Genomic DNA, 24927 nt, shown 5'->3' on the forward strand with positions numbered 1-24927 from the left:
CGTGACGCGAAGGGGAGTGGGGCAGGTAATGCCCGCTCCCTGCTCCGCCAGGAGGAAAGGCCTTGAAAGACCTACTGAATTTGCTGAAAAACCAGGGTCAAGTCGAAGAGTTCGACGCCATCCGCATCGGTCTGGCGTCGCCTGAAATGATCCGTTCGTGGTCGTTCGGTGAAGTTAAGAAGCCGGAAACCATTAACTACCGTACGTTCAAACCTGAGCGTGACGGCCTGTTCTGCGCCAAGATCTTTGGCCCAGTCAAGGACTACGAGTGCCTGTGCGGCAAGTACAAGCGCCTCAAGCACCGCGGTGTGATCTGCGAGAAGTGCGGCGTTGAAGTCGCCCTGGCCAAGGTTCGTCGTGAGCGCATGGCGCACATCGAACTGGCCTCGCCGGTTGCCCACATCTGGTTCCTGAAGTCGCTGCCGTCCCGTATCGGCCTGCTGATGGACATGACCCTGCGTGATATCGAACGTGTGCTCTACTTCGAGAGCTATGTCGTTATCGATCCGGGCATGACCACCCTGGAAAAGGGGCAGTTGCTGAACGACGAGCAGTACTTCGAAGCGCTGGAAGAGTTCGGTGACGACTTCGATGCCCGTATGGGTGCCGAGGCTGTTCGCGAGCTGCTGCACGCTATCGATCTGGAGCACGAGATCGGCCGCCTGCGCGAAGAGATTCCGCAGACCAACTCGGAAACCAAGATCAAGAAGCTTTCCAAGCGCCTGAAGCTGATGGAGGCTTTCCAGGGCTCGGGCAACCTGCCTGAGTGGATGGTCCTGACCGTTCTGCCAGTGCTGCCGCCGGACCTGCGTCCGCTGGTGCCGCTGGATGGTGGCCGTTTCGCGACTTCCGACCTGAACGACCTGTATCGTCGGGTGATCAACCGTAACAACCGTCTGAAGCGCCTGCTGGATCTGTCCGCGCCTGACATCATCGTGCGCAACGAAAAGCGCATGCTGCAGGAGGCGGTCGACGCCCTGCTGGACAACGGCCGTCGTGGTCGCGCCATCACTGGCTCGAACAAGCGTCCGCTGAAGTCCCTGGCCGACATGATCAAAGGTAAGCAAGGTCGCTTCCGTCAGAACTTGCTCGGTAAGCGTGTTGACTACTCCGGCCGTTCGGTAATTACCGTAGGTCCGACCCTGCGTCTGCACCAGTGCGGTCTGCCGAAGAAGATGGCCCTCGAGCTGTTCAAGCCGTTCATTTTCGGCAAGCTGGAAATGCGTGGTCTGGCGACCACCATCAAGGCTGCCAAGAAGATGGTCGAGCGCGAGCTGCCAGAGGTGTGGGACGTTCTCGCCGAAGTAATTCGCGAACACCCCGTACTGCTCAACCGTGCACCGACCCTTCACCGTCTGGGGATTCAGGCGTTTGAACCGGTACTGATCGAAGGTAAAGCTATCCAGCTGCACCCGCTGGTCTGTGCTGCGTACAACGCCGACTTCGACGGTGACCAGATGGCCGTTCACGTGCCGCTGACCCTGGAAGCCCAGCTCGAAGCGCGTGCGTTGATGATGTCGACCAACAACATCCTGTCGCCAGCCAACGGTGAGCCAATCATCGTACCGTCGCAGGACGTTGTACTGGGTCTGTACTACATGACCCGTGAAGCCATCAACGCCAAGGGCGAAGGTCGCGTGTTCGCCGACCTGCAGGAAGTCGACCGCGTATTCCGCGCCGGCGAAGCCGCGCTGCACGCGAAAATCAAGGTTCGTATCAACGAAACCGTGAAAGAGCGTGATGGTTCGGTGGTCAAGAACACCCGTATTGTCGACACCACCGTCGGCCGTGCGCTGCTGTTCCAGGTTGTGCCAGCAGGTCTGCCGTACGACGTGGTCAACCAGCCGATGAAGAAAAAGGCGATCTCCAAGCTGATCAACCAGTGCTACCGCGTGGTTGGTCTGAAAGAGACCGTTATCTTCGCCGACCAGCTGATGTACACCGGTTTCGCTTACTCGACCATTTCCGGCGTTTCCATCGGTGTTAACGACTTCGTTATCCCGGACGAGAAAGCCCGCATCATCGGTAACGCTACCGACGAAGTGAAGGAAATCGAGAGCCAGTACGCCTCCGGCCTGGTAACCCAGGGCGAGAAGTACAACAAGGTCATCGACTTGTGGTCGAAGGCGAACGACGAAGTGTCCAAGGCGATGATGGCCAACCTCTCGAAAGAGAAGGTCATCGACCGCGAAGGCAAGGAAGTCGAGCAAGAGTCCTTCAACTCGATGTACATGATGGCTGACTCGGGTGCGCGGGGTTCCGCAGCCCAGATCCGTCAGCTGGCTGGTATGCGTGGTCTGATGGCCAAGCCGGACGGCTCCATCATCGAGACGCCGATCACCGCGAACTTCCGTGAAGGTCTGAGCGTACTTCAGTACTTCATCTCGACTCACGGTGCTCGTAAGGGTCTGGCGGATACCGCACTGAAAACCGCTAACTCCGGTTACCTGACTCGTCGTCTGGTGGACGTTGCCCAGGATCTGGTTGTGACCGAGATCGACTGCGGCACCGATCAGGGCCTGGTGATGACTCCACACATCGAAGGCGGCGACGTTGTAGAGCCGCTGGGTGAGCGTGTATTGGGTCGTGTCATCGCCCGTGACGTGTTCAAGCCAGGCACCGAGGACGTTATCGTTCCGGCCGGTACCTTGGTCGACGAGCAGTGGGTTGAGTTCATCGAGCTGAACAGCATCGACGAAGTGATCGTGCGTTCGCCGATCAACTGCGAAACCCGCTACGGCATCTGCGCCAAGTGCTACGGTCGTGACCTGGCTCGCGGTCACCAGGTGAACATCGGTGAAGCTGTCGGCGTTATCGCTGCACAGTCGATCGGTGAGCCGGGTACTCAGCTGACCATGCGTACGTTCCACATCGGTGGTGCTGCAAGCCGTACCTCGGCTGCCGACAGCGTCCAGGTGAAGAATGGCGGTATGGTGCGTCTGCACAACCTGAAGCAGGTTGAGCGTGCCGACGGTAACCTGGTTGCCGTATCGCGTTCCGGTGAGTTGGCGATTGCCGACGAGTTCGGTCGTGAGCGTGAGCGCTACAAGCTGCCTTACGGTGCGGTGATTTCGGTCAAGGAAGGTGAAAAGGTCGAAGCTGGCGCCATCGTCGCCAAGTGGGACCCGCACACCCACCCGATCGTTACCGAGCTGAAAGGTACCGTGACCTTCGTGGGCATGGAAGAAAACATCACCATCAAGCGTCAGACCGACGAACTGACCGGCTTGACCAACATTGAAGTGCTGGACGTCAAGGATCGCCCTGCCGCAGGCAAGGAAATCCGTCCGGCAATCAAGATGGTCGATGCCGCTGGCAAGGACCTGTACCTGCCAGGTACAGACGTACCTGCCCAGTACTTCCTGCCGGCCAACGCCCTTGTCGGTGTGGCTGACGGTGCGCAGATCGGTGTTGGTGACGTTATCGCGCGTATCCCGCAAGAGACGTCGAAGACCCGTGACATCACCGGTGGTCTGCCGCGCGTTGCCGACCTGTTCGAAGCGCGTCGTCCGAAAGAAGCCTCGATTCTGGCTGAAGTCAGCGGCACCATCGCATTCGGTAAAGAGACCAAGGGCAAGCGTCGCCTGGTGATCACTCCGACCGACGGTAGCGATCCGTACGAAGAGCTGATTCCAAAGTGGCGCCACCTGAACGTCTTCGAAGGTGAGCAGGTCAACCGCGGCGAGGTTATCTCCGACGGCCCAAGCGATCCGCATGACATCCTGCGTCTGCTGGGTGTGAGCGCGCTGGCGAAGTACATCGTCAACGAGATCCAGGACGTTTACCGTCTGCAAGGCGTGAAGATCAACGACAAGCACATCGAGACCATCCTGCGTCAGATGCTGCGCAAGGTCGAGATCTCCGAGTCGGGCGATTCCAGCTTCATCAAGGGCGACCAGATGGAACTGACTCAGGTGCTGGTAGAGAACGAGCGTCTCGCTGGCGAGGACAAGTTCATCTCCAAGTTCACCCGTGTGCTGCTGGGTATCACCAAGGCCTCGCTGTCTACCGAGTCGTTCATCTCCGCGGCTTCCTTCCAGGAAACAACCCGCGTACTGACCGAAGCGGCGGTAACCGGCAAGCGCGACTACCTGCGCGGCCTGAAAGAGAACGTGGTCGTGGGTCGTCTGATCCCGGCTGGTACTGGTCTGGCCTACCACAGCGAGCGCAAGCGTCGCCGTGATGCCGACAAACCGCTGCGTGTAAGCGCCAGTGAAGTGGAAGCTGCACTGACCGAAGCGCTGAATTCCAGCGGTAACTAAGTACAGGGCAAGGCCCCGGCAAGCCTCGGGCGATCATCGGTGACATGAAATGTTGCCGATGATCGGGCGGGGAGGGCCGGGGCCTCGTCTTGACTGGGTGCAAGATCCTCTTTAGACTTTTGTACCCTTAAATTTGGTGAGGCTCCGTCTCGCCAATTTTTGGCTTTCTTGCAAGACAATAGAGTCGCAAGACAATCAGTGGAGCTAGTAGATGGCAACTATCAACCAGCTGGTACGTCAGCCGCGTAAGCGTTCGGTCGAGAAGTCCGACGTTCCTGCGCTGCAGAACTGCCCGCAGCGTCGTGGCGTGTGCACCCGTGTGTACACCACCACGCCGAAAAAACCTAACTCGGCACTGCGTAAAGTATGCCGTGTGCGTCTGACCAACGGTTTCGAGGTTTCCTCGTACATCGGTGGTGAAGGCCACAACCTGCAAGAGCACAGCGTCGTCCTGATTCGTGGCGGCCGTGTAAAAGACTTGCCAGGTGTTCGTTACCACACCGTTCGCGGCTCTCTGGATACTTCGGGCGTCAAAGGCCGTAACCAGGGTCGTTCGAAGTACGGTACCAAGCGTCCGAAGTAATCGGTCGTTTGCAGACATCCATTTTTTTGAGTCGATAAGAGTAAGGTCGGGCGTGGGTCGAATGACCTGGTCCCGGGCTAACCTGAAGACCGTTTGAGGGCTTATCATGCCAAGACGTCGTGTAGCAGCAAAACGTGAGATCCTTGACGATCCGAAGTACGGATCCCAGATTCTCGCCAAGTTCATGAACCACGTGATGGAAAGCGGCAAGAAGGCCGTAGCCGAGCGCATCGTTTACGGTGCCCTGGATACCGTCAAAGCACGCAAGAACAGCGACCCCCTGGAAATCTTCGAGAAAGCTCTCGACGCCATCGCTCCGCTGGTCGAAGTAAAGTCCCGTCGTGTCGGCGGTGCCACTTACCAGGTCCCGGTTGAAGTTCGTCCATCCCGTCGTAACGCTCTGGCAATGCGCTGGCTCGTAGACTACGCCCGCAAGCGCGGCGAGAAGTCGATGGCTCTGCGTCTGGCCGGCGAACTGCTGGATGCTGCCGAAGGCAAGGGTGCTGCAGTCAAGAAGCGTGAAGACGTTCACCGTATGGCTGAAGCCAACAAAGCGTTCTCGCACTACCGCTTCTAATTCAAGCATCAATCTTTTTGCGAGGGCTTTATGGCTCGTACTACAGCAATTAACCGCTACCGTAACATTGGTATCTGTGCCCACGTTGACGCGGGCAAGACCACCACTACCGAGCGGATCCTGTTCTACACAGGTCTGAGCCACAAAATGGGCGAGGTGCATGACGGCGCCGCGACCACCGACTGGATGGTGCAGGAGCAGGAGCGGGGTATCACCATTACCTCCGCTGCCGTTACCACCTTCTGGAAAGGTTCCCGTGGTCAGTATGACAACTACCGCGTAAACGTTATCGATACCCCTGGCCACGTTGACTTCACCATTGAAGTAGAGCGTTCGCTGCGTGTACTCGACGGCGCGGTCGTTGTGTTCTGCGGCACCTCCGGCGTTGAGCCGCAGTCCGAAACCGTATGGCGTCAGGCCAACAAGTACGGCGTTCCACGTGTTGTTTACGTGAACAAGATGGACCGTGCTGGTGCTAACTTCCTGCGCGTCGTAGGTCAGATCAAGAACCGTCTGGGTCACACCCCAGTTCCTGTTCAGCTGGCCATCGGTTCGGAAGATAACTTCCAGGGTCAGGTTGACCTGATCAAGATGAAGGCTATCTATTGGAACGAAGACGACAAGGGCACTACCTACCGTGAGGAAGAAATTCCTGCGGATATGGTCGAGCTGGCTAACGAATGGCGCAACAACATGGTTGAAGCCGCCGCCGAAGCCAACGAAGAGCTGATGAACAAGTACCTTGAAGAAGGTGAGCTGTCTGTCGAAGAGATCAAGGCAGGCCTGCGTGCGCGCACCCTGGCCAGCGAGATCGTTCCGGCTGTCTGCGGTTCGTCGTTCAAGAACAAGGGTGTTCCCCTGGTTCTGGATGCCGTCATCGACTTCCTGCCTGCTCCGACCGAGATTCCTGCTATCCAGGGTATCAACCCGGACGACAAGGATCTGGCAAAAGACGACCCGGCCGTTCGCAAGGACGAGCGTCATGCTGATGATGACGAGCCGTTCTCGGCACTGGCGTTCAAGATCGCGACCGACCCGTTCGTAGGTACTCTGACCTTCGTTCGCGTCTACTCGGGCGTTCTGAGCTCCGGCGACTCCGTGATCAACTCGGTCAAGGGCAAGAAAGAGCGCGTTGGTCGTATGGTGCAAATGCACGCCAACCAGCGTGAAGAGATCAAGGAAGTACGCGCTGGTGACATCGCGGCCCTGATCGGCATGAAGGACGTGACTACGGGTGAAACCCTGTGCAACGCCGACAAGCCAATCATCCTTGAGCGTATGGACTTCCCGGAGCCTGTAATCTCCCTGTCCGTCGAGCCGAAAACCAAGGCCGACCAGGAGAAGATGGGCATCGCACTGGGCAAGCTGGCTCAGGAAGACCCGTCGTTCCGCGTCAAGACTGATGAAGAAACCGGTCAGACCATCATCTCCGGTATGGGTGAGCTGCACCTGGACATTCTCGTTGACCGCATGAAGCGCGAGTTCAACGTCGAAGCCAACATCGGCAAGCCGCAGGTTTCGTACCGCGAGAAGATCACCAAATCCAACGTCGAGATCGAAGGCAAGTTCGTTCGTCAGTCGGGTGGTCGTGGTCAGTTCGGTCACTGCTGGGTTCGTTTCTCCGAGCCAGACGTGGACGACAAGGGCAACATCACCGAAGGTCTGGTGTTCTCCAACGAAGTCGTTGGTGGTGTGATTCCTAAGGAATACATCCCTGCGATCCAGAAGGGTATCGAAGAACAGATGAAAAACGGCGTTGTTGCCGGTTATCCTCTGATCGGCCTGAAGGCCGCGGTATTCGACGGTTCGTACCACGACGTCGACTCCAACGAAATGGCGTTCAAGATCGCCGCTTCGATGGCGACCAAGCAACTGGCCCAGAAGGGCGGTGGCGTGGTTCTCGAGCCGATCATGAAGGTCGAAGTTGTAACCCCGGAAGACTACCTGGGTGACGTGATGGGTGACCTGAACCGTCGTCGTGGTCTGGTCCAGGGTATGGATGAGTCGGTCTCTGGCCGTGTCGTCCGTGCTGAAGTACCGCTCGGAGAGATGTTCGGTTACGCAACCGACGTTCGTTCCATGTCTCAGGGTCGCGCAAGCTACTCCATGGAATTCTCCAAATACGCCGAAGCTCCGTCGAACATCGTCGAAGCACTCGTTAAAAAACAAGGCTAATCCCCTTTAGGCAAGAGGTTCACTGTCGTGGCTAAAGAAAAATTTGATCGTTCCCTTCCCCACGTTAACGTCGGCACCATCGGCCACGTTGACCACGGTAAGACCACTCTGACCGCAGCTCTGACTCGCGTTTGCTCCGAAGTTTTCGGTTCGGCAGTCGTTGAGTTCGACAAGATCGACTCGGCTCCGGAAGAAAAAGCGCGCGGTATCACCATCAACACCGCTCACGTTGAGTACAACTCGACCATTCGTCACTACGCTCACGTTGACTGCCCAGGTCACGCTGACTACGTGAAGAACATGATCACCGGTGCTGCCCAGATGGACGGCGCGATCCTGGTTTGCTCGGCCGCCGATGGTCCGATGCCACAAACCCGTGAGCACATCCTGCTGTCCCGTCAGGTAGGCGTTCCGTACATCGTGGTCTTCCTGAACAAGGCTGACCTGGTAGACGACGCTGAGCTGCTGGAACTGGTCGAGATGGAAGTTCGCGACCTGCTGTCCACCTATGACTTCCCAGGCGACGACACTCCGATCATCATCGGTTCGGCTCGTATGGCGCTGGAAGGCAAAGACGACAACGAAATGGGTACTACCGCTGTCAAGAAGCTGGTAGAAACTCTGGACAGCTACATTCCTGAGCCAGTTCGTGCCATCGACCAGCCGTTCCTGATGCCGATCGAAGACGTGTTCTCGATCTCGGGTCGTGGTACCGTTGTTACCGGTCGTATCGAGCGTGGTATCGTCCGCGTTCAGGATCCGCTGGAAATCGTTGGTCTGCGTGACACCACCACCACCACCTGCACCGGTGTTGAGATGTTCCGCAAGCTGCTGGACGAAGGTCGTGCTGGCGAGAACTGCGGCGTTCTGCTGCGTGGTACCAAGCGTGACGACGTTGAGCGTGGCCAGGTTCTGGTCAAGCCAGGTTCGGTCAAGCCGCACACCAAGTTCACCGCAGAAGTCTACGTTCTGTCGAAGGAAGAAGGCGGCCGTCACACTCCGTTCTTCAAAGGCTACCGTCCACAGTTCTACTTCCGTACCACTGACGTGACCGGTAACTGCGAACTGCCGGAAGGCGTTGAAATGGTAATGCCAGGTGACAACATTCAGATGACTGTTACCCTGATCAAGACCATCGCAATGGAAGACGGTCTGCGCTTCGCTATCCGTGAAGGCGGTCGTACCGTCGGCGCCGGCGTTGTGGCCAAAATCATCGAGTAATCACTCGACCGATTGAAAAAAACCCCCGCTCAGCGGGGGTTTTTTTTATTGGGTTGACACTAAATGGGGGCGTCTATAGAATCACGCCTCCTTTTAGCGGGCGTAGTGCGTCCGTTGGGAACAGCCTGGAGTCTGAAATCCAATGCAAAATCAGCAAATCCGTATCAGGTTGAAGGCTTTCGACCATCGCCTGATCGACCAATCCACCCAGGAAATCGTGGAAACCGCGAAACGTACTGGTGCACAAGTGCGTGGTCCTATTCCACTGCCTACCCGCAAAGAGCGTTTCACCGTTCTGGTTTCCCCGCACGTCAACAAAGACGCGCGTGACCAGTACGAGATTCGCACTCATAAGCGTGTTCTGGACATCGTCCAGCCAACGGATAAAACCGTTGACGCGCTGATGAAGCTTGATCTGGCGGCAGGTGTGGAAGTACAGATCAGCCTCGGCTAAGACTTCGGTCTAGTCGTGTAACGCTCTGAAATGGGCGGCCATAGCGGGTGAAAGCCCCGTACACTCATGAGGTTTACAACATGACTATTGGTGTAATCGGTCGCAAATGCGGTATGACCCGCATTTTCACCGAAGAAGGTGTCTCCATTCCGGTCACGGTCATTGAGATCGAGCCGAATCGCGTCACCCAGTTCAAAACTGAAGAAACCGATGGCTACCGTGCAGTGCAAGTCACTGTCGGCGAGCGTCGTGCTTCGCGTGTGACTGCCGCTCAGGCAGGCCACTTCGCCAAGGCCAACGTTGCCGCTGGTCGCGGTGTTTGGGAGTTCCGTCTTGAAGAAGGCGATTTCCAGGCTGGCGATCTGATCAAAGCTGAACTCTTCACTGCAGGCCAGCTGGTTGACGTTACTGGTCAGTCCAAAGGTAAAGGCTTCGCCGGTACCATCAAGCGCTGGAACTTCCGTGGTCAGGACAACACCCACGGTAACTCCGTGTCGCACCGTGTTCCTGGTTCCATCGGCCAGTGCCAGACTCCTGGTCGTGTGTTCAAGGGCAAGAAAATGTCCGGTCACATGGGCGCCGAGCGCGTGACTGTTCAGTCCCTGGAAGTAGTTCGCGTAGACGCTGAACGCAACCTGCTGCTGATCAAGGGTGCCGTACCTGGCGCTACTGGCGGCGACGTGGTTGTACGTCCAGCTGTCAAGGCTCGCGGTTAAGGGGAAACTGACATGCAACTTAATGTAAATGACGCTCAGGCGATCGAAGTTTCCGAACTGACTTTCGGTGGCGAATTCAACGAGACGCTGGTTCACCAAGCAGTCGTGGCCTACATGGCTGGCGGCCGTCAGGGCACCAAGCAGCAGAAGACCCGTTCCGACGTGGCTGGTGGCGGTAAGCGCCCATGGCGTCAGAAGGGTACTGGCCGTGCTCGTGCTGGTACCACTCGTGGTCCGATCTGGCGTGGCGGTGGTGTAACCTTCGCAGCTCGCCCTCAAGATCACTCGCAAAAGCTCAACAAGAAGATGTATCGCGCAGCTCTGCGCTCCATCCTCGCTGAGCTGGTGCGTAGCGACCGTCTGGTCGTGGTTCAGGACTTCGCTGTTGAAGCACCGAAAACCAAAGATCTGCTGAACAAGCTGAACGGCATGGGTCTGAGCGATGTATTGATCGTTTCCGACGCTGTTGATCAGAACCTGTACCTGGCTGCTCGTAACCTGCCGCACGTCGATGTACGTGACGTACAAGGTTCCGACCCGGTCAGTCTGATCGCATACGAGAAAGTGTTGATCACTGTCTCGGCCGTGAAGAAATTCGAGGAGCTGCTGGGATGAACCAGGAACGCGTATTCAAAGTCCTCCTTGGCCCGCACGTTTCCGAGAAGGCTACCGTTCTGGCTGAGAAAAAAGGCCAGTTCGTATTCAAGGTTGCTACTGATGCAACCAAGCTGGAAATCAAGAAAGCTGTCGAAGGCCTGTTCAACGTAAAAGTTGAAAACGTGTCGACTGTTAACGTTCTGGGTAAAACCAAGCGTACCGCACGTGGTCTGGGCAAGCGTAATGACTGGAAGAAGGCGATCGTCTCCCTTCAGCCAGGCCAAGATCTCGATTTCAGCAGCAGTGCTGAGTAAGGAAGGGGTGCATCATGGCAATCGTTAAATGCAAACCGACTTCCCCTGGCCGCCGTTTCGTGGTCAAGGTGGTCAACAAGGAGCTGCACAAAGGCGCTCCTCACGCACCGCTGATCGAGAAAAAATCGAAGTCTGGTGGTCGTAACAACAATGGCCGCATTACCACTCGTCACGTTGGTGGTGGTCACAAGCAGCATTACCGTCTGGTCGACTTCCGTCGCAACGACAAAGATGGCATTCCAGCCACTGTCGAGCGTATCGAATACGATCCAAACCGTACTGCTCACATCGCCCTGCTGTGCTACGCAGACGGTGAGCGTCGCTACATCATCGCGCCTAAGGGCGTGAGCGCTGGCGACCAGCTGATCGCAGGTGCCCTGGCCCCAATCAAGGCCGGTAACTCCCTGCAGCTGCGCAACATTCCAGTAGGTAGCACCATTCACGGCATCGAACTGAAGCCGGGTAAAGGTGCTCAGATCGCTCGTTCCGCTGGTGCTTCGGCTCAGCTGATCGCTCGCGAAGGTGTCTACGTGACCCTGCGTCTGCGCTCTGGTGAAATGCGTAAAGTCCTGGCTGAGTGCCGTGCGACCCTGGGCGAAGTCTCGAACTCCGAGCACAGCCTGCGTTCGCTGGGTAAAGCTGGTGCCAAACGCTGGCGCGGCGTTCGCCCAACCGTTCGTGGTGTTGCCATGAACCCGGTTGACCACCCACACGGTGGTGGTGAAGGTCGTACCTCCGGTGGTCGTCATCCGGTATCGCCATGGGGCTTCCCAACCAAGGGTGCTAAAACCCGTGGTAATAAGCGTACCGACAACATGATCGTCCGTCGTCGCAAGTAACTAGAGGGATACGACAGTGCCACGTTCTCTGAAAAAAGGTCCTTTTATCGATCTTCACCTGTTGAAGAAGGTCGAAGTGGCGGTGGAGAAGAACGATCGCAAGCCAGTTAAAACCTGGTCGCGCCGTTCGATGATCCTGCCACAAATGGTCGGTCTGACCATCGCGGTTCACAACGGTCGCCAGCATGTTCCAGTTCTCGTGAACGAAGACATGGTCGGCCACAAACTGGGCGAGTTCGCCGGTACCCGCACCTATCGCGGGCACGTGGCTGACAAGAAAGCCAAGCGTTAAGGGGTAAGGAAATGGAAGTAGCCGCTAAGTTGTCGGGCGCTCGCATCTCCGCCCAGAAAGCCCGCTTGGTCGCCGACCAGATCCGCGGGAAGAAGGTGGGCGAAGCGCTCAACCTGTTGGCCTTCAGCAGCAAAAAAGCCGCTGAAATCATGAAGAAAGTCCTCGAGTCGGCCGTAGCCAACGCCGAACACAACGAAGGCGCAGACGTTGATGACCTGAAGGTCTCCACCGTCTTCGTCAACGAAGGGCGTTCGCTGAAGCGCATCATGCCACGTGCCAAAGGCCGTGCTGATCGCATCGTCAAGCGGTCTTGCCATATCACTGTCAAGGTTGCGGACAAGTAACGGAGTCGATCAGATGGGTCAGAAAGTACATCCCACTGGCATTCGCCTGGGAATCGTCAAGGAGCACACCTCCGTCTGGTACGCAGACGGTGCTACTTACGCAGATTACCTGTTGAAGGATCTGAAAACGCGTGAGTACCTCCAAGACAAACTAAAAAGCGCGTCCGTAAGCCGTATCGATATTCATCGTCCGGCTCAAACTGCACGCATCACCATCCACACCGCTCGTCCCGGTATCGTTATCGGTAAGAAAGGTGAAGATGTCGAGAAGCTGCGTCAGGACCTGACCAAGCAGATGGGTGTGCCTGTGCACATCAACATCGAAGAGATCCGCAAGCCGGAACTCGACGCTATGCTGGTTGCGCAGAGCGTAGCTCAGCAGCTGGAACGCCGTGTAATGTTCCGTCGCGCCATGAAGCGCGCGGTACAGAACGCCATGCGTATTGGTGCCAAGGGCATCAAGATCCAGGTGAGCGGTCGTCTCGGCGGTGCTGAGATTGCTCGTACCGAGTGGTATCGCGAAGGTCGTGTGCCTCTGCACACCCTGCGTGCCGATATCGACTACAACACCTACGAAGCTCACACCACTTACGGTGTGATCGGTGTGAAGGTTTGGATCTTCAAAGGCGAAGTTATTGGTGGTCGCCAAGAAGAACTGAAACCACAAGCACCAGCGCCTCGTAAAAAAGCTGCTAAGTAAGGGGTACGCCAAATGTTGCAACCAAAGCGTACAAAATTCCGCAAGCAGATGACTGGCCACAACCGTGGTCTGGCACTGCGCGGTAGCAAAGTCAGCTTCGGCGAATTCGCCCTGAAAGCTGTTGCTCGCGGTCGCCTCACCGCTCGCCAGATCGAGTCCGCACGTCGTGCGCTGACCCGTCACGTTAAGCGTGGCGGTAAGATCTGGATCCGTGTGTTCCCGGACAAGCCGATCTCCAAGAAACCTCTCGAGGTTCGTATGGGTAAAGGTAAGGGTTCCGTGGAGTACTGGGTTGCCCAGATTCAGCCAGGCAAAGTCCTGTACGAGATCGAGGGTGTTTCTGAAGAGCTGGCGCGCGAAGCTTTCGCCCTGGCTGCTGCAAAGCTGCCTCTCGCCACCTCCTTTGTTAAGCGGACGGTGATGTGATGAAAGCGAATGAACTTCGTGAAAAATCGGCACAGCAACTGAACGAGCAACTGCTCGGCTTGCTGCGCGACCAGTTCAATCTGCGTATGCAGAAAGCAACTGGCCAGTTGGGGCAGTCGCACCTGCTCTCGCAAGTTAAGCGTGACATCGCTCGCGTGAAAACTGTGCTCAACCAGCAGGCAGGTAAGTGATCATGGCTGAAGCTGAAAAAACCGTCCGTACGCTGACTGGCCGTGTCGTCAGCGACAAAATGGACAAGACCATCACCGTTCTGATCGAGCGTCGCGTAAAGCACCCGATCTACGGTAAATACGTTAAGCGTTCGACTAAGCTGCACGCGCACGACGAAGCCAACCAGTGCAAGATCGGCGACAAGGTTTCCATCCGTGAAACCCGTCCGCTGGCCAAGACCAAGTCCTGGGCACTGGTTGAAGTCCTCGAACGCGCTGTTGAAGTCTAAGGGCTAGGGGTCGGAGAAATTTTATGATTCAGACTCAATCCATGCTCGATGTGGCCGATAACAGCGGCGCTCGTCGCGTCATGTGCATCAAGGTACTCGGCGGTTCGCACCGCCGTTACGCCGGCATCGGTGACATCATCAAGGTTACCGTCAAGGAAGCAATTCCGCGCGGTAAGGTCAAAAAAGGCCAAGTGATGACCGCTGTTGTCGTACGTACCCGTCACGGTGTTCGTCGCGCTGACGGTTCCATCATTCGTTTCGACGGCAACGCTGCTGTTCTGCTGAACAACAAGCAAGAGCCGATCGGCACTCGCATCTTCGGGCCAGTGACCCGTGAGCTTCGTACTGAGAAGTTCATGAAGATCGTCTCGCTCGCCCCTGAAGTGCTGTAAGGAGATCCGACATGCAAAAGATTCGTCGTGACGACGAGATCATCGTGATCGCCGGCAAAGACAAAGGTAAGCGCGGTAAGGTGCTGAAGGTTCTGGCTGATGACCGTCTGGTTATCGGTGGCGTGAACCTGGTCAAGCGTCATACCAAGCCTAACCCGATGGCGGGCGTACAGGGCGGTATCGTCGAGAAAGAAGCGCCTCTGCACGCTTCCAACGTTGCCATCTTCAACGGTGAAACCAACAAGGCTGACCGCGTTGGTTTCAAAGTAGAAGACGGTAAAAAAATTCGTGTCTTCAAGTCGACCCAAAAAGCGGTTGATGCTTGAACACTGCTAGGTAGAAGACCATGGCACGACTGAAAGAGATTTACCGGAACGAAATCGCTCCTAAGCTTAAGGAAGAACTTAAGCTGTCGAACGTGATGGAAGTTCCGCGCGTTACCAAGATCACCCTGAACATGGGTCTGGGCGAAGCGATCGGCGACAAGAAAGTCATCGAGCACGCTGTTGCCGACCTGGAAAAGATCACCGGTCAAAAGCCGGTCGTGACTTTCGCTCGCAAATCCATCGCTGGCTTCAAAGTCCGCGAAGGCTGGCCGATCGGCGTCAAGGTGACCCTGCGTAGCGACAAGATGTACGAATTCCTGGACCGCCTGCTGGCGATCTCCCTGCCTCGGGTTCGCGACTTCCGCGGCCTGAATGCCAAGTCCTTCGATGGTCGTGGCAACTACAGCATGGGCGTGAAAGAGCAGATCATCTTCCCGGAAATCGACTACGACAAGATCGATGCTCTGCGCGGTTTGGACATCACCCTGACCACCACTGCTCGTTCGGACGACGAAGGCCGCGCTCTGCTGCGTGCTTTCAAGTTCCCGTTCCGCAACTGATTGGAGTAGGAAAATGGCCAAGAAGAGCATGAAAAACCGCGAGCTGAAGCGTCAGCTCACGGTAGCAAAGTTCGCTAAGAAGCGTGCTGAGCTGAAAGCGACCATCGTCAACCTGAACGCCTCTCCAGAAGAGCGTTTCGCTGCCGTTGTCGCTCTGCAGAAGCAGCCACGCGACGCTAGCGCCTCGCGCCTGCGCAACCGTTGCCGCCTGACCGGTCGTCCTCACGGTGTATACCGTAAGTTCGGCCTGGGCCGTAACATGCTGCGTCAAGCTGCAATGCGCGGTGACGTACCAGGTCTGGTCAAGGCCTCCTGGTAATCGCTGCAGGCAAGGCACGGGTGGAAGGGGAGTAATCTTCCGACCGCCGGTGACCTTGCCAACAAACAAGCCCCTATATGGGGCTTGTTTCGTTTCTGCCTTGTGTCTAGAATGACCGGCTCACCTGAGCCTGGGTTTTTGCCCAAACCGTTCGGGTGGTTGTCATAGCCGCAAGGCTAATAATTCTTGTATCAGGAGCATCTAGCCCATGAGTATGCAGGACCCGTTAGCGGACATGCTAACTCGCATCCGTAATGCCCAGATGGCTGAAAAGTCCGTCGTAAGCATGCCTTCCTCTACCCTGAAGGTCGCGGTTGCCAAAGTTCTGAAGGACGAAGGTTACATCGCTGGCTACCAGGTAACTGGTGAGGCCAAGCCTTCCCTGTCGATCGAACTGAAGTACTTCGAAGGCCGTCCGGTCATCGAGGAACTGAAGCGCTCCAGCCGTCCAGGCCTGCGCCAGTACAAGGCCGTCACCGATCTGCCGAAAGTACGTGGCGGTCTGGGCGTGTCTATCGTCTCCACCAACAAAGGTGTGATGACTGATCGCGCTGCGCGCGCTGCCGGTGTCGGCGGCGAAGTTCTGTGCACAGTGTTCTAAGGGGGGATAGACATGTCTCGCGTCGCTAAGAACCCCGTTAAGCTGCCATCCGGTGTCGAAGTCAAATTCGCCGGTCAGCAGCTTTCGGTGAAGGGTGCCAAAGGTACTCTCGAACTGAACGTTCACTCGTCTGTTGAAGTTACCGAAGAGTCTGGTGAGCTGCGTTTCGTCGCTCGCAATGGTGACCAGCAAGCTCGTGCCATGGCCGGTACCACCCGCGCTCTGGTCAACAACATGGTCCAAGGCGTAAGCCAAGGCTTCGAGCGCAAGCTCCAGCTGGTCGGTGTTGGTTACAAGGCACAGGCTAAAGGCACCGTCCTGAACCTGGCCCTGGGCTTCTCTCACCCAGTGGACTACGAACTGCCAGCCGGTATCACCGCTGAAACGCCTAGCCAGACCGACATCCTGATCAAGGGTATCGACAAGCAGCTGGTAGGTCAGGTGGCCGCTGAAATCCGCGACTTCCGTCCGCCAGAGCCTTACAAAGGTAAAGGTGTGCGTTACGCGGACGAAGTAGTCCGTCGTAAAGAAGCCAAGAAGAAGTAGGGCCTAGTAAATGACCGACAAAAAAGTTATTCGACTGCGTCGCGCTCGCAAAGCACGTCTCAAGATGCACGAACTCGAAGTCGTGCGCCTGTGCGTGTTCCGCTCCTCGCAGCACATCTACGCCCAGGTCATTTCGGCCGACGGCAGCAAGGTTCTGGCAAGCGCCTCGACCTTGGACAAAGACCTGCGTGATGGCGCCACTGGCAACATCGACGCGGCCACTAAGGTTGGCAAGCTGGTAGCTGAGCGTGCGAAAGCCGCCGGTGTATCTCAAGTTGCCTTTGACCGTTCCGGCTTCAAGTACCATGGCCGCGTCAAAGCGCTGGCTGATGCTGCTCGTGAAGGCGGGCTGGAGTTCTAAGTTATGGCAAATAACGATCAAAAGCGCGACGAAGGCTACATCGAGAAGCTGGTTCAAGTTAACCGCGTTGCCAAAACCGTAAAAGGCGGCCGTATCTTCACCTTCACCGCGCTGACCGTGGTGGGTGATGGTAAAGGTCGTGTTGGCTTCGGCCGTGGCAAGTCGCGCGAAGTACCAGCCGCGATCCAGAAAGCCATGGAAGCTGCTCGCCGCAACATGATTCAGGTTGACCTGAAGGGCACCACCCTGCAGTACGCCACCAAGGCTGCCCACGGCGCCTCGAAGGTTTACATGCAGCCTGCCTCGGAAGGTACCGGTATCATCGCCGGTGGCGCAATGCGTGCTGTCCTGGAAGTTGCTGGTGTTCAGAACGTTCTGGCCAAGTGCTACGGTTCGACCAACCCAGTGAACGTGGTTTACGCCACCTTCAAGGGTCTGAAAGCCATGCAATCTCCTGAATCCATTGCCGCCAAGCGTGGCAAGAGCGTCGAGGAGATCTTCTGATCATGGCAACCGTAAAAGTAACGCTGATCAAGAGCGTCTCGGGCCGTCTGCCTAACCACAAGCTGTGTGTTAAAGGCCTGGGTCTGCGTCGCATCGGTCACACTGTAGAAGTCCAGGATACTCCCGAGAATCGCGGGATGATCAACAAGGCTTACTACATGCTGAAGGTCGAGGGCTAATCGATGAAACTCAATGATCTGAGTCCAGCGCCGGGTTCCCGTCGCGAGAAGCATCGTCCAGGTCGTGGTATCGGTAGCGGTCTGGGTAAGACCGGCGGCCGTGGCCACAAAGGTCAGACTTCCCGTTCGGGTGGTTCGATCGCTCCTGGCTTCGAAGGCGGTCAACAGCCGCTGCACCGTCGCCTGCCGAAGTTCGGCTTCGTTTCCCTGAAAGCCATGGACCGCGCTGAAGTGCGTCTGTCCGAGCTGGCCAAAGTGGAAGGCGACGTGATCTCCGTGCAATCCCTGAAGGATGCCAACGTGATCAACCAGCACATTCAGCGTGTGAAAATCATGCTGTCTGGCGAAGTTACTCGCGCAGTCACCATCAAGGGTATCGCAGCCACCAAGGGTGCGCGTGCGGCTATCGAAGCAGCTGGCGGCAAATTCGAGGAATAAATGGCTAAGCAAGGTGCTCTCTCTTCGCTCGGTAAGGGCGGGATGTCGGAACTCTGGGCTCGTCTGCGCTTTCTGTTCATGGCGATCATCGTCTATCGGATAGGTGCACATATCCCGGTTCCCGGCATCAATCCGGACCGTCTGGCGGATCTGTTTCGGCAGAATGAGGGGACCATTCTTAGCTTGTTCAACATGTTTTCCGGTGGCGCGCTTGAGCGCATGAGCATCTTTGCACTGGGGATCATGCCGTACATTTCGGCATCGATCATCATGCAGTTGATGACGGCGGTCAGCCCGCAACTGGAGCAGTTGAAGAAGGAAGGTGAAGCTGGCCGTCGCAAGATCAGCCAGTACACCCGCTACGGCACCGTTATCCTGGCACTGGTCCAAGCCATTGGCATGTCCATTGGCTTGGCCAACCAGGGCGTGGCGTTTTCTGCAGGCCTGGGCTTCCATGTCGTCGCTGTTTCCACTTTCGTGGCTGGCGCGATGTTCATGATGTGGCTGGGCGAGCAGATCACCGAGCGCGGTGTGGGCAACGGTATCTCGATGTTGATCTTCGCAGGTATCGTTGCCGGTCTTCCGAGAGCAATCGGGCAGTCTTTCGAGTCTGCACGCACAGGCGATATCAACATTTTCGCCCTGGTCGCTATCGGTCTGCTGGCAGTAGCGATTATCGGTTTTGTGGTGTTCATTGAGCGTGGTCAGCGTCGTATCGCCGTTCATTACGCCAAGCGTCAGCAGGGCCGCAAGGTCTTCGCTGCGCAGACCAGCCACTTGCCGCTGAAGGTGAACATGGCAGGGGTTATCCCGGCCATTTTCGCGAGCAGCATTCTGCTGTTCCCGGCTTCGCTGGGTGCCTGGTTTGGTCAGTCTGAAGGTATGGGCTGGCTGCAGGACATCTCGCAGTCGATCGCTCCTGGTCAGCCGTTGAACATTCTGCTGTTTAGTGCAGGGATCATTTTCTTCTGCTTCTTCTACACAGCGTTGATGTTCAATCCGAAAGACGTAGCGGAAAACCTGAAGAAGTCCGGTGCCTTTATTCCGGGTATCCGTCCTGGTGAGCAGTCGGCGCGCTACATTGATGGCGTTCTGACCCGTTTGACCATGTTCGGTGCTCTTTACATGATGGCCGTCTGCCTTCTGCCCCAGTTCCTGGTGGTGGCAGCAAATGTGCCGTTCTACCTTGGCGGGACCTCGTTGCTGATTGTGGTAGTGGTTGTGATGGACTTCATGTCCCAAGTACAATCGCACCTCGTTTCGCACCAGTACGAATCCCTGATGAAGAAAGCCAACCTGAAAGGCTACGGTGGCAGCGGTCTGCTGCGCTGATACGCCCCTAAGGTTCGAGGAGTCGGTAATGAAAGTTCGTGCATCGGTGAAAAAGCTGTGCCGTAACTGCAAGATCATCCGTCGCGAAGGCGTCGTACGAGTGATCTGCAGCGCGGAACCGCGTCACAAACAGCGCCAAGGCTGAGTGTGATCTGCGCTTCAAACCCAGCAGCTAGTGTGCTGCTGGGTTGATTATTCGTTTCTACAGCGATATTATCTCGCGCCCTATTTCTTGGCTTCCGGGGCGTAGGTAGCTGTCAATTGGAGTCCCACTGAATGGCCCGTATTGCAGGCGTCAACATTCCAGATAACAAGCATACTGTTATCTCGCTGACCTACATCTATGGTGTCGGTCGCACAACTGCACAGAAGATTTGTGCAGACGCTGGTGTAAACCCAGCCGCTAAGATCAAGGATCTGAGCGACGAGCAAATCGAAACCCTGCGTGGCGAAGTCGCGAAGTTCACCACCGAAGGTGACCTGCGTCGTGACGTCAACATGAAGATCAAGCGCTTGATGGACCTGGGTTGCTACCGCGGCCTGCGTCATCGTAAAGGTCTGCCGGTTCGCGGTCAGCGCACCAAGACCAACGCACGCACCCGTAAGGGCCCGCGTAAGCCGATCCGCAAGTAATCGCCCAGGAATATAGACATGGCAAAACCTGCTGCTCGTCCTCGTAAGAAAGTCAAAAAGACAGTGGTTGATGGCATCGCCCACATCCACGCTTCTTTCAACAACACCATCGTGACCATCACCGATCGTCAGGGCAATGCTTTGTCCTGGGCGACTTCCGGTGGTTCGGGTTTCCGTGGTTCGCGCAAATCCACCCCGTTCGCAGCCCAGATCGCTGCTGAGCGTGCTGGTCAAGCTGCGCTGGAATACGGTCTGAAGAACCTCGACGTTAACGTCAAGGGTCCAGGTCCAGGTCGTGAGTCCGCCGTTCGTGCATTGAACAGCTGCGGCTACAAGATCGCCAGCATCACCGACGTGACGCCAATCCCGCACAACGGGTGCCGTCCGCCGAAGAAGCGTCGCGTGTAATCAGGAGACAGAAGAATGGCACGTTACATTGGTCCAAAATGCAAACTGTCTCGTCGTGAAGGCACTGATCTGTTCCTGAAGAGCGGCGTTCGCGCTCTGGAATCGAAGTGCAATATCGAAGCAGCCCCAGGTATCCACGGCCAGCGCCGTGGCCGTCAGTCCGACTACGGCACCCAGCTGCGTGAGAAACAAAAAGTCCGTCGTATCTACGGTGTTCTGGAGCGTCAGTTCCGCGGTTACTACCAAGCTGCTGCCTCGAAAAAAGGCGCAACCGGTGAGAACCTGCTGCAACTGCTCGAGTGCCGTCTGGATAACGTCGTTTACCGTATGGGCTTCGGCTCGACTCGTTCCGAGTCCCGTCAGCTGGTTTCGCACAAAGCGATCAGCGTCAACGGTAAGACTGTAAACATTCCATCCTACCAAGTTCGTCCGGGTGACGTGGTCGCAGTCCGCGAGAAATCGCTGGGCCAGTTGCGCATTGTTCAAGCCCTTGAACTGTGCGCCCAGCGTGGCCGCGTTGAGTGGGTTGACGTGGATGCTGCTAAAAAGTCGGGCGTTTTCAAGAACGTTCCTGCTCGCAGCGACCTGTCTGCCGACATCAACGAAAACCTGATTGTCGAGCTCTACTCCAAGTAAGGGCTAGAAAATAGGTGCATCCATGCAGATTTCGGTAAATGAGTTCCTGACTCCCCGCCATATTGATGTGCAGGTAGTCAGTCCGACCCGCGCCAAGATTACGCTCGAGCCTCTCGAGCGTGGTTTCGGCCATACCCTGGGCAACGCGCTGCGCCGCATCCTGTTGTCCTCCATGCCTGGCTGTGCAGTAGTCGAGGCCGAGATCGATGGCGTACTCCATGAGTACTCCGCGATCGAAGGTGTTCAGGAAGACGTAATTGAAATCCTGTTGAACCTGAAAGGCCTGGCTATCAAACTGCATGGTCGTGACGAAGTTACGCTGACCTTGTCGAAAAAGGGTTCGGGGGTGGTTACCGCTGCCGATATTCAGCTGGATCACGATGTCGAGATCGTCAACCCCGATCACGTAATCGCGAACCTGGCGTCGAACGGCGCTCTGAACATGAAGCTCACTGTAGCTCGTGGTCGTGGTTACGAGCCGGCCGACTCCCGTCAAACCGACGAAGACGAAAGCCGTAGCATTGGCCGTCTGCAGTTGGACGCTTCGTTCAGCCCGGTGCGTCGTATCGCCTATGTGGTCGAGAACGCCCGTGTTGAACAGCGTACCAACTTGGACAAACTGGTCATTGATCTGGAAACCAACGGCACCCTGGATCCTGAAGAGGCTATCCGCCGCGCTGCGACCATTCTGCAACAGCAGTTGGCCGCGTTCGTCGACCTCAAAGGTGACAGTGAGCCTGTCGTAGTCGAGCAGGAAGACGAGATCGACCCGATCCTGCTGCGTCCGGTTGACGACCTGGAACTGACTGTACGTTCGGCCAACTGCCTCAAGGCGGAGAACATCTACTACATCGGCGACCTGATTCAGCGTACCGAAGTAGAGCTGTTGAAGACTCCTAACCTGGGTAAGAAGTCCCTGACTGAAATCAAGGACGTTCTGGCCTCTCGTGGTCTGTCTCTCGGCATGCGCCTCGACAACTGGCCGCCTGCAAGTCTTAAGAAAGACGACAAGGCGACCGCCTGATCGTCGTAATCACCGAACGTAGTGTTTGGTAAGGAATGAATCATGCGTCATCGTAAAAGTGGACGTCACCTGAGCCGTACCAGCTCTCACCGCAAGGCTATGTTCCAGAACATGGCAGTGTCGCTGATCGAGCACGAGCTGATCAAAACCACCCTGCCGAAAGCCAAGGAACTGCGCCGCGTTGCCGAGCCGCTGATCACCCTGGCCAAGGAAGACAGCGTTGCTAACCGTCGTCTGGCCTTCGACCGTACCCGTTCGAAGTCCGCTGTTGGCAAACTGTTCAACGACCTGGGCAAGCGTTACGCCACCCGTCAGGGCGGCTACCTGCGCATCCTGAAGTGCGGTTTCCGCGCTGGCGACAACGCGCCTATGGCGTACGTCGAGCTGGTTGATCGTCCGGTCGGCGGTGCTGTAGAAGCTGCTGAGTAAGACGTTCTGTCTGCTACAAAGAACCGGGCCTAGTGCCCGGTTTTTTGTTTGTATACCTATTGTTTATTTCTATTGATATAAGTTATGTAATAAATTTGTACCTGTAATCTCGCTCGGCAATACTCTCTTTACAGCCGATAAGCCGGCGCTTGTAGACCGATAAGGAGAGCCCATGAGCAAGATTCTCACCACCGCTAGCGGTGCACCTGTAGCCGACAACCAGAACTCCCGCTCCGCCGGCCCGCGCGGTCCGCTGCTGCTCGACGACTTCCACCTGATCGAGAAGCTCGCCCATTTCAACCGCGAGAACATTCCAGAGCGCCGTGTCCATGCCAAAGGTTCGGGTGCCTATGGCACCTTTACCGTTACTCACGATATTACCGGCTATACCAGCGCCAAACTGTTCGAAGAGATCGGTAAACAAACTGAGACTTTCTTACGTTTCTCCACCGTTGGTGGCGAGCGCGGTTCGGCTGATACCGAGCGTGACCCGCGCGGCTTCGCGGTGAAGTTCTACACCGAGGAAGGCAACTGGGACATTGTCGGTAACAACACGCCAGTATTCTTCATTCGCGACCCACTGAAGTTCCCGGACTTTATCCACACCCAGAAGCGCCACCCGCAGTCCAACCTGAAGAACGCCCAGATGATGTGGGATTTCTGGTCGCACTCCCCTGAAGCGCTGCATCAGGTCACCATCCTCTTTTCCGACCGTGGCATTCCGGACGGCTACCGCCATATGCATGGTTTTGGCAGCCACACCTACAGCCTGATCAATGCAAAGGGTGAGCGTACCTGGGTCAAGTGGCACTTCAAGACTCAACAAGGCATCAAGAACCTCACCCCGGCAGACGCTGCACGCCTGGCAGGTACCGACCCGGATTACGCTCAGCGAGATCTGTTTGAGGCTATCGAGCGTGGCGACTACCCGCGCTGGACGGTCTGCATTCAGGTGATGAGCGAAGCCGAGGCTGCCAGCCGTGACGAGAACCCATTCGACGTGACCAAGACGTGGTCGCAGAAGGACTATCCGCTCATCAAGGTGGGTGTGCTGGAACTCAATCGTAACCCGCTCAACTATTTCGCAGAGGTCGAGCAGGCCGCGTTCGGGCCTAGCAATATGGTGCCCGGCGTCGGTCTTTCGCCAGACCGGATGCTTCAAGGCCGCGTATTCGCCTACGCCGACGCGCACCGCTATCGCGTGGGTACCAATCACCAGCAATTGCCAGTCAATGCGCCACGCTGCCCGGTAAACAGCTATCAGCGCGACGGCTCCATGGCTACCGGCGGCTACGGTAGTGCACCGAACTATGAACCAAACAGCTACAGCGACGCCCCGAAACAGTCCCCACGCCATGCTGAGCCAGCATTGGCCATGAATGGTTCGGCTGATCGCTACGATCACCGCGAGGACACTGACTATTTCAGCCACGCCGGCGCTTTGTTCCGTTTGATGAGCGATGAGCAGAAGGCCCTGCTGATCAGCAACATCGCTGGCACCATGGCGGGCGTCAGCGAAGACGTGATCCAGCGTCAGTTGCAGTACTTCTTCAAGGCGGATCCGGCCTACGGCGAAGGGATTGCGAAGGCTTTGGGCATCAATTTCGCCTAAGTCGAAGTGATAAGTAGAACCGCCCTCATTTGGGCGGTTTTTCAATGAATATCACTACTGTTTAACCGTTTTTTTGCGTCTGATTGCGCGTTTTTCAGTGACCGTAGACAAAAGCTGGTTCACACTATGTGGCATAGACGTTTTCACATGGAGAATCAGGGCGATGCAAGGCCACCCGGACGTAATCAACTATCTCGTCACGCTGCTGAAGGGCGAACTGGCGGCACGCGACCAGTACTTCATTCATTCGCGCATGTACGAAGACTGGGGCCTGTCCAAGCTCTACGAGCGCATCAACCACGAGATGGAGGAAGAGACGCAGCACGCCGATGCCCTGATGCGTCGTATCCTCATGCTCGAAGGTACCCCTGACATGCGTGCGGATGACCTGGAGGTCGGCAGCACTGTGCCGGAAATGATCGAGGCAGACCTCAAGCTCGAATACAAGGTGCGCGGTGCGCTTTGCAAAGGTATCGAGCTGTGCGAACTGCACAAGGACTACGTCAGCCGTGACATCCTGCGTGCTCAGCTGGCCGACACCGAAGAAGATCACACCTACTGGCTTGAGAAGCAGCAGGGCCTGATCAAGGCCATCGGGCTGGAAAACTACCTGCAGTCGCAGATGTAAGTTATCCACAGGCTCAAATAAAAGCCCCTGGCACCATAG

35 protein-coding genes are annotated in these 24927 nt (G+C 56.7%); all 35 read left to right on the forward strand.

Going from position 1 to position 24927, the window contains the following annotated elements:
* Positions 1 to 62: 62 nt before the first annotated feature.
* The 35 genes from rpoC (at position 63) to bfr (ending at position 24888) form a co-directional block, all read left to right on the forward strand.
* Positions 63 to 4262 (forward strand): DNA-directed RNA polymerase subunit beta', encoded by a 4200-nt coding sequence (rpoC, locus tag QCL51_RS02095; RefSeq protein WP_021784866.1) that lies wholly within the window; start codon positions 63 to 65, stop codon positions 4260 to 4262.
* Positions 4263 to 4473: 211 nt separating this feature from the next.
* A complete protein-coding gene (gene rpsL, locus QCL51_RS02100) occupies positions 4474 to 4845 on the forward strand; it encodes a 30S ribosomal protein S12 (protein ID WP_003255492.1) in 372 nt (123 codons plus the stop codon).
* A 106-nt stretch (positions 4846 to 4951) separates the two neighbouring features.
* Positions 4952 to 5422, forward strand: coding sequence for a 30S ribosomal protein S7 (gene rpsG / locus QCL51_RS02105; protein WP_003246741.1), 471 nt, complete (start codon positions 4952 to 4954; stop codon positions 5420 to 5422).
* 30 nt (positions 5423 to 5452) lie between these two features.
* Positions 5453 to 7597 (forward strand): elongation factor G, encoded by a 2145-nt coding sequence (fusA, locus tag QCL51_RS02110; protein WP_021784865.1) that lies wholly within the window; start codon positions 5453 to 5455, stop codon positions 7595 to 7597.
* Positions 7598 to 7624: 27 nt separating this feature from the next.
* Complete coding sequence (gene tuf / locus QCL51_RS02115; RefSeq protein ID WP_038411791.1) at positions 7625 to 8818, forward strand: elongation factor Tu; 1194 nt, start codon at positions 7625 to 7627, stop codon at positions 8816 to 8818.
* Positions 8819 to 8960: 142 nt separating this feature from the next.
* Entirely contained in the window at positions 8961 to 9272 is a 312-nt protein-coding gene (gene rpsJ, locus QCL51_RS02120) for a 30S ribosomal protein S10 (protein WP_003186070.1), read from the forward strand.
* 80 nt (positions 9273 to 9352) lie between these two features.
* Positions 9353 to 9988, forward strand: a complete 636-nt coding sequence (gene rplC / locus QCL51_RS02125) for a 50S ribosomal protein L3 (protein WP_003255486.1) — start codon at positions 9353 to 9355, stop codon at positions 9986 to 9988.
* Positions 9989 to 10000: 12 nt separating this feature from the next.
* Positions 10001 to 10603, forward strand: coding sequence for a 50S ribosomal protein L4 (rplD, locus tag QCL51_RS02130; protein ID WP_003255485.1), 603 nt, complete (start codon positions 10001 to 10003; stop codon positions 10601 to 10603).
* Complete coding sequence (gene rplW, locus QCL51_RS02135; RefSeq protein ID WP_003255484.1) at positions 10600 to 10899, forward strand: 50S ribosomal protein L23; 300 nt, start codon at positions 10600 to 10602, stop codon at positions 10897 to 10899. The genes rplD and rplW overlap by 4 nt, the downstream gene beginning before the upstream one ends.
* A 14-nt stretch (positions 10900 to 10913) precedes the next feature.
* Entirely contained in the window at positions 10914 to 11738 is an 825-nt protein-coding gene (gene rplB / locus QCL51_RS02140; RefSeq protein ID WP_003255483.1) for a 50S ribosomal protein L2, read from the forward strand.
* Positions 11739 to 11754: 16 nt separating this feature from the next.
* Positions 11755 to 12030: a 30S ribosomal protein S19 gene (gene rpsS / locus QCL51_RS02145; protein WP_003255482.1), complete on the forward strand. Its 276-nt coding sequence runs from the start codon at positions 11755 to 11757 to the stop codon at positions 12028 to 12030.
* Between the two features lie 11 nt (positions 12031 to 12041).
* Positions 12042 to 12374 carry a 50S ribosomal protein L22 gene (gene rplV, locus QCL51_RS02150; RefSeq protein ID WP_003103908.1) on the forward strand — a complete coding sequence of 111 codons (333 nt, stop codon included), beginning with the start codon at positions 12042 to 12044 and terminating at the stop codon, positions 12372 to 12374.
* Positions 12375 to 12387: 13 nt separating this feature from the next.
* Positions 12388 to 13074: a 30S ribosomal protein S3 gene (gene rpsC, locus QCL51_RS02155; protein ID WP_003255481.1), complete on the forward strand. Its 687-nt coding sequence runs from the start codon at positions 12388 to 12390 to the stop codon at positions 13072 to 13074.
* 12 nt (positions 13075 to 13086) lie between these two features.
* Positions 13087 to 13500 (forward strand): 50S ribosomal protein L16, encoded by a 414-nt coding sequence (rplP, locus tag QCL51_RS02160; RefSeq protein ID WP_003255479.1) that lies wholly within the window; start codon positions 13087 to 13089, stop codon positions 13498 to 13500.
* Positions 13500 to 13691, forward strand: a complete 192-nt coding sequence (rpmC, locus tag QCL51_RS02165) for a 50S ribosomal protein L29 (protein ID WP_002555481.1) — start codon at positions 13500 to 13502, stop codon at positions 13689 to 13691. The genes rplP and rpmC overlap by 1 nt, the downstream gene beginning before the upstream one ends.
* Before the next feature lie 2 nt (positions 13692 to 13693).
* Positions 13694 to 13960, forward strand: a complete 267-nt coding sequence (rpsQ, locus tag QCL51_RS02170; protein ID WP_003255478.1) for a 30S ribosomal protein S17 — start codon at positions 13694 to 13696, stop codon at positions 13958 to 13960.
* Positions 13961 to 13983: 23 nt separating this feature from the next.
* Positions 13984 to 14352: a 50S ribosomal protein L14 gene (gene rplN, locus QCL51_RS02175; RefSeq protein WP_002555479.1), complete on the forward strand. Its 369-nt coding sequence runs from the start codon at positions 13984 to 13986 to the stop codon at positions 14350 to 14352.
* An 11-nt stretch (positions 14353 to 14363) separates the two neighbouring features.
* Positions 14364 to 14678, forward strand: coding sequence for a 50S ribosomal protein L24 (rplX, locus tag QCL51_RS02180; RefSeq protein ID WP_003255476.1), 315 nt, complete (start codon positions 14364 to 14366; stop codon positions 14676 to 14678).
* A gap of 20 nt (positions 14679 to 14698) precedes the next feature.
* Positions 14699 to 15238 carry a 50S ribosomal protein L5 gene (gene rplE, locus QCL51_RS02185; protein WP_003255474.1) on the forward strand — a complete coding sequence of 180 codons (540 nt, stop codon included), beginning with the start codon at positions 14699 to 14701 and terminating at the stop codon, positions 15236 to 15238.
* Positions 15239 to 15251: 13 nt separating this feature from the next.
* The gene (gene rpsN / locus QCL51_RS02190) at positions 15252 to 15557 is read left to right on the forward strand and encodes a 30S ribosomal protein S14 (protein ID WP_003255472.1); all 306 of its coding nucleotides are present in this window, start codon (positions 15252 to 15254) and stop codon (positions 15555 to 15557) included.
* Positions 15558 to 15765: 208 nt separating this feature from the next.
* Positions 15766 to 16158 (forward strand): 30S ribosomal protein S8, encoded by a 393-nt coding sequence (rpsH, locus tag QCL51_RS02195; protein WP_003255471.1) that lies wholly within the window; start codon positions 15766 to 15768, stop codon positions 16156 to 16158.
* 12 nt (positions 16159 to 16170) lie between these two features.
* Entirely contained in the window at positions 16171 to 16704 is a 534-nt protein-coding gene (gene rplF / locus QCL51_RS02200) for a 50S ribosomal protein L6 (protein ID WP_003255469.1), read from the forward strand.
* Between the two features lie 10 nt (positions 16705 to 16714).
* The gene (gene rplR, locus QCL51_RS02205) at positions 16715 to 17065 is read left to right on the forward strand and encodes a 50S ribosomal protein L18 (protein ID WP_003255467.1); all 351 of its coding nucleotides are present in this window, start codon (positions 16715 to 16717) and stop codon (positions 17063 to 17065) included.
* 3 nt (positions 17066 to 17068) lie between these two features.
* Positions 17069 to 17569, forward strand: coding sequence for a 30S ribosomal protein S5 (gene rpsE, locus QCL51_RS02210; RefSeq protein ID WP_003255465.1), 501 nt, complete (start codon positions 17069 to 17071; stop codon positions 17567 to 17569).
* A gap of 2 nt (positions 17570 to 17571) precedes the next feature.
* Positions 17572 to 17748 carry a 50S ribosomal protein L30 gene (rpmD, locus tag QCL51_RS02215; protein ID WP_003255463.1) on the forward strand — a complete coding sequence of 59 codons (177 nt, stop codon included), beginning with the start codon at positions 17572 to 17574 and terminating at the stop codon, positions 17746 to 17748.
* Between the two features lie 3 nt (positions 17749 to 17751).
* The gene (gene rplO, locus QCL51_RS02220; protein WP_003255461.1) at positions 17752 to 18186 is read left to right on the forward strand and encodes a 50S ribosomal protein L15; all 435 of its coding nucleotides are present in this window, start codon (positions 17752 to 17754) and stop codon (positions 18184 to 18186) included.
* Complete coding sequence (gene secY, locus QCL51_RS02225; RefSeq protein ID WP_003255459.1) at positions 18187 to 19518, forward strand: preprotein translocase subunit SecY; 1332 nt, start codon at positions 18187 to 18189, stop codon at positions 19516 to 19518.
* A gap of 28 nt (positions 19519 to 19546) precedes the next feature.
* Positions 19547 to 19663 (forward strand): 50S ribosomal protein L36, encoded by a 117-nt coding sequence (gene rpmJ / locus QCL51_RS02230; RefSeq protein WP_002555468.1) that lies wholly within the window; start codon positions 19547 to 19549, stop codon positions 19661 to 19663.
* A gap of 131 nt (positions 19664 to 19794) precedes the next feature.
* Positions 19795 to 20151, forward strand: coding sequence for a 30S ribosomal protein S13 (gene rpsM, locus QCL51_RS02235; RefSeq protein WP_012316515.1), 357 nt, complete (start codon positions 19795 to 19797; stop codon positions 20149 to 20151).
* An 18-nt stretch (positions 20152 to 20169) separates the two neighbouring features.
* Positions 20170 to 20559, forward strand: coding sequence for a 30S ribosomal protein S11 (gene rpsK / locus QCL51_RS02240; RefSeq protein ID WP_003255454.1), 390 nt, complete (start codon positions 20170 to 20172; stop codon positions 20557 to 20559).
* Between the two features lie 15 nt (positions 20560 to 20574).
* Entirely contained in the window at positions 20575 to 21195 is a 621-nt protein-coding gene (gene rpsD / locus QCL51_RS02245; RefSeq protein WP_003255453.1) for a 30S ribosomal protein S4, read from the forward strand.
* A 22-nt stretch (positions 21196 to 21217) separates the two neighbouring features.
* On the forward strand, positions 21218 to 22219 hold the full coding sequence (gene rpoA / locus QCL51_RS02250) for a DNA-directed RNA polymerase subunit alpha (protein ID WP_003255452.1): 1002 nt from the start codon (positions 21218 to 21220) through the stop codon (positions 22217 to 22219).
* Positions 22220 to 22261: 42 nt separating this feature from the next.
* Positions 22262 to 22648: a 50S ribosomal protein L17 gene (gene rplQ, locus QCL51_RS02255; protein ID WP_003255451.1), complete on the forward strand. Its 387-nt coding sequence runs from the start codon at positions 22262 to 22264 to the stop codon at positions 22646 to 22648.
* Positions 22649 to 22820: 172 nt separating this feature from the next.
* On the forward strand, positions 22821 to 24260 hold the full coding sequence (locus QCL51_RS02260; RefSeq protein ID WP_021783894.1) for a catalase: 1440 nt from the start codon (positions 22821 to 22823) through the stop codon (positions 24258 to 24260).
* Positions 24261 to 24423: 163 nt separating this feature from the next.
* A complete protein-coding gene (bfr, locus tag QCL51_RS02265) occupies positions 24424 to 24888 on the forward strand; it encodes a bacterioferritin (RefSeq protein WP_003255449.1) in 465 nt (154 codons plus the stop codon).
* Positions 24889 to 24927 lie beyond the last annotated feature (39 nt).

Origin of the sequence: Pseudomonas sp. LTR0 (assembly GCF_036630035.1) — a bacterium.
Taxonomy (GTDB): Bacteria; Pseudomonadota; Gammaproteobacteria; order Pseudomonadales; family Pseudomonadaceae; genus Aquipseudomonas; species Aquipseudomonas putida_Y.

Excerpts from the sequence above, each read along its gene's own strand:
- bfr (WP_003255449.1), top strand. The coding sequence starts at position 24,424 with ATGCAAGGCCACCCGGACGTAATCAACTATCTCGTCACGCTGCTGAAG.
- rpmD (WP_003255463.1), top strand. The coding sequence starts at position 17,572 with ATGGCAACCGTAAAAGTAACGCTGATCAAGAGCGTCTCGGGCCGTCTG.
- rplB (WP_003255483.1), top strand. The coding sequence starts at position 10,914 with ATGGCAATCGTTAAATGCAAACCGACTTCCCCTGGCCGCCGTTTCGTG.
- rplF (WP_003255469.1), top strand. The coding sequence starts at position 16,171 with ATGTCTCGCGTCGCTAAGAACCCCGTTAAGCTGCCATCCGGTGTCGAA.
- rplX (WP_003255476.1), top strand. The coding sequence starts at position 14,364 with ATGCAAAAGATTCGTCGTGACGACGAGATCATCGTGATCGCCGGCAAA.
- rpsE (WP_003255465.1), top strand. The coding sequence starts at position 17,069 with ATGGCAAATAACGATCAAAAGCGCGACGAAGGCTACATCGAGAAGCTG.
- rpmJ (WP_002555468.1), top strand. The coding sequence starts at position 19,547 with ATGAAAGTTCGTGCATCGGTGAAAAAGCTGTGCCGTAACTGCAAGATC.
- rpsG (WP_003246741.1), top strand. The coding sequence starts at position 4,952 with ATGCCAAGACGTCGTGTAGCAGCAAAACGTGAGATCCTTGACGATCCG.
- rplR (WP_003255467.1), top strand. The coding sequence starts at position 16,715 with ATGACCGACAAAAAAGTTATTCGACTGCGTCGCGCTCGCAAAGCACGT.
- QCL51_RS02260 (WP_021783894.1), top strand. The coding sequence starts at position 22,821 with ATGAGCAAGATTCTCACCACCGCTAGCGGTGCACCTGTAGCCGACAAC.
- rpsJ (WP_003186070.1), top strand. The coding sequence starts at position 8,961 with ATGCAAAATCAGCAAATCCGTATCAGGTTGAAGGCTTTCGACCATCGC.
- rpsC (WP_003255481.1), top strand. The coding sequence starts at position 12,388 with ATGGGTCAGAAAGTACATCCCACTGGCATTCGCCTGGGAATCGTCAAG.
- rpsN (WP_003255472.1), top strand. The coding sequence starts at position 15,252 with ATGGCCAAGAAGAGCATGAAAAACCGCGAGCTGAAGCGTCAGCTCACG.
- secY (WP_003255459.1), top strand. The coding sequence starts at position 18,187 with ATGGCTAAGCAAGGTGCTCTCTCTTCGCTCGGTAAGGGCGGGATGTCG.
- rpoA (WP_003255452.1), top strand. The coding sequence starts at position 21,218 with ATGCAGATTTCGGTAAATGAGTTCCTGACTCCCCGCCATATTGATGTG.
- rpsK (WP_003255454.1), top strand. The coding sequence starts at position 20,170 with ATGGCAAAACCTGCTGCTCGTCCTCGTAAGAAAGTCAAAAAGACAGTG.
- rplN (WP_002555479.1), top strand. The coding sequence starts at position 13,984 with ATGATTCAGACTCAATCCATGCTCGATGTGGCCGATAACAGCGGCGCT.
- rplQ (WP_003255451.1), top strand. The coding sequence starts at position 22,262 with ATGCGTCATCGTAAAAGTGGACGTCACCTGAGCCGTACCAGCTCTCAC.
- rpmC (WP_002555481.1), top strand. The coding sequence starts at position 13,500 with ATGAAAGCGAATGAACTTCGTGAAAAATCGGCACAGCAACTGAACGAG.
- rplW (WP_003255484.1), top strand. The coding sequence starts at position 10,600 with ATGAACCAGGAACGCGTATTCAAAGTCCTCCTTGGCCCGCACGTTTCC.
- rplO (WP_003255461.1), top strand. The coding sequence starts at position 17,752 with ATGAAACTCAATGATCTGAGTCCAGCGCCGGGTTCCCGTCGCGAGAAG.
- rplV (WP_003103908.1), top strand. The coding sequence starts at position 12,042 with ATGGAAGTAGCCGCTAAGTTGTCGGGCGCTCGCATCTCCGCCCAGAAA.
- rplP (WP_003255479.1), top strand. The coding sequence starts at position 13,087 with ATGTTGCAACCAAAGCGTACAAAATTCCGCAAGCAGATGACTGGCCAC.
- rpsM (WP_012316515.1), top strand. The coding sequence starts at position 19,795 with ATGGCCCGTATTGCAGGCGTCAACATTCCAGATAACAAGCATACTGTT.
- rplE (WP_003255474.1), top strand. The coding sequence starts at position 14,699 with ATGGCACGACTGAAAGAGATTTACCGGAACGAAATCGCTCCTAAGCTT.
- rpsL (WP_003255492.1), top strand. The coding sequence starts at position 4,474 with ATGGCAACTATCAACCAGCTGGTACGTCAGCCGCGTAAGCGTTCGGTC.
- rpsD (WP_003255453.1), top strand. The coding sequence starts at position 20,575 with ATGGCACGTTACATTGGTCCAAAATGCAAACTGTCTCGTCGTGAAGGC.
- fusA (WP_021784865.1), top strand. The coding sequence starts at position 5,453 with ATGGCTCGTACTACAGCAATTAACCGCTACCGTAACATTGGTATCTGT.
- rpsQ (WP_003255478.1), top strand. The coding sequence starts at position 13,694 with ATGGCTGAAGCTGAAAAAACCGTCCGTACGCTGACTGGCCGTGTCGTC.
- rplD (WP_003255485.1), top strand. The coding sequence starts at position 10,001 with ATGCAACTTAATGTAAATGACGCTCAGGCGATCGAAGTTTCCGAACTG.
- rpsH (WP_003255471.1), top strand. The coding sequence starts at position 15,766 with ATGAGTATGCAGGACCCGTTAGCGGACATGCTAACTCGCATCCGTAAT.
- rplC (WP_003255486.1), top strand. The coding sequence starts at position 9,353 with ATGACTATTGGTGTAATCGGTCGCAAATGCGGTATGACCCGCATTTTC.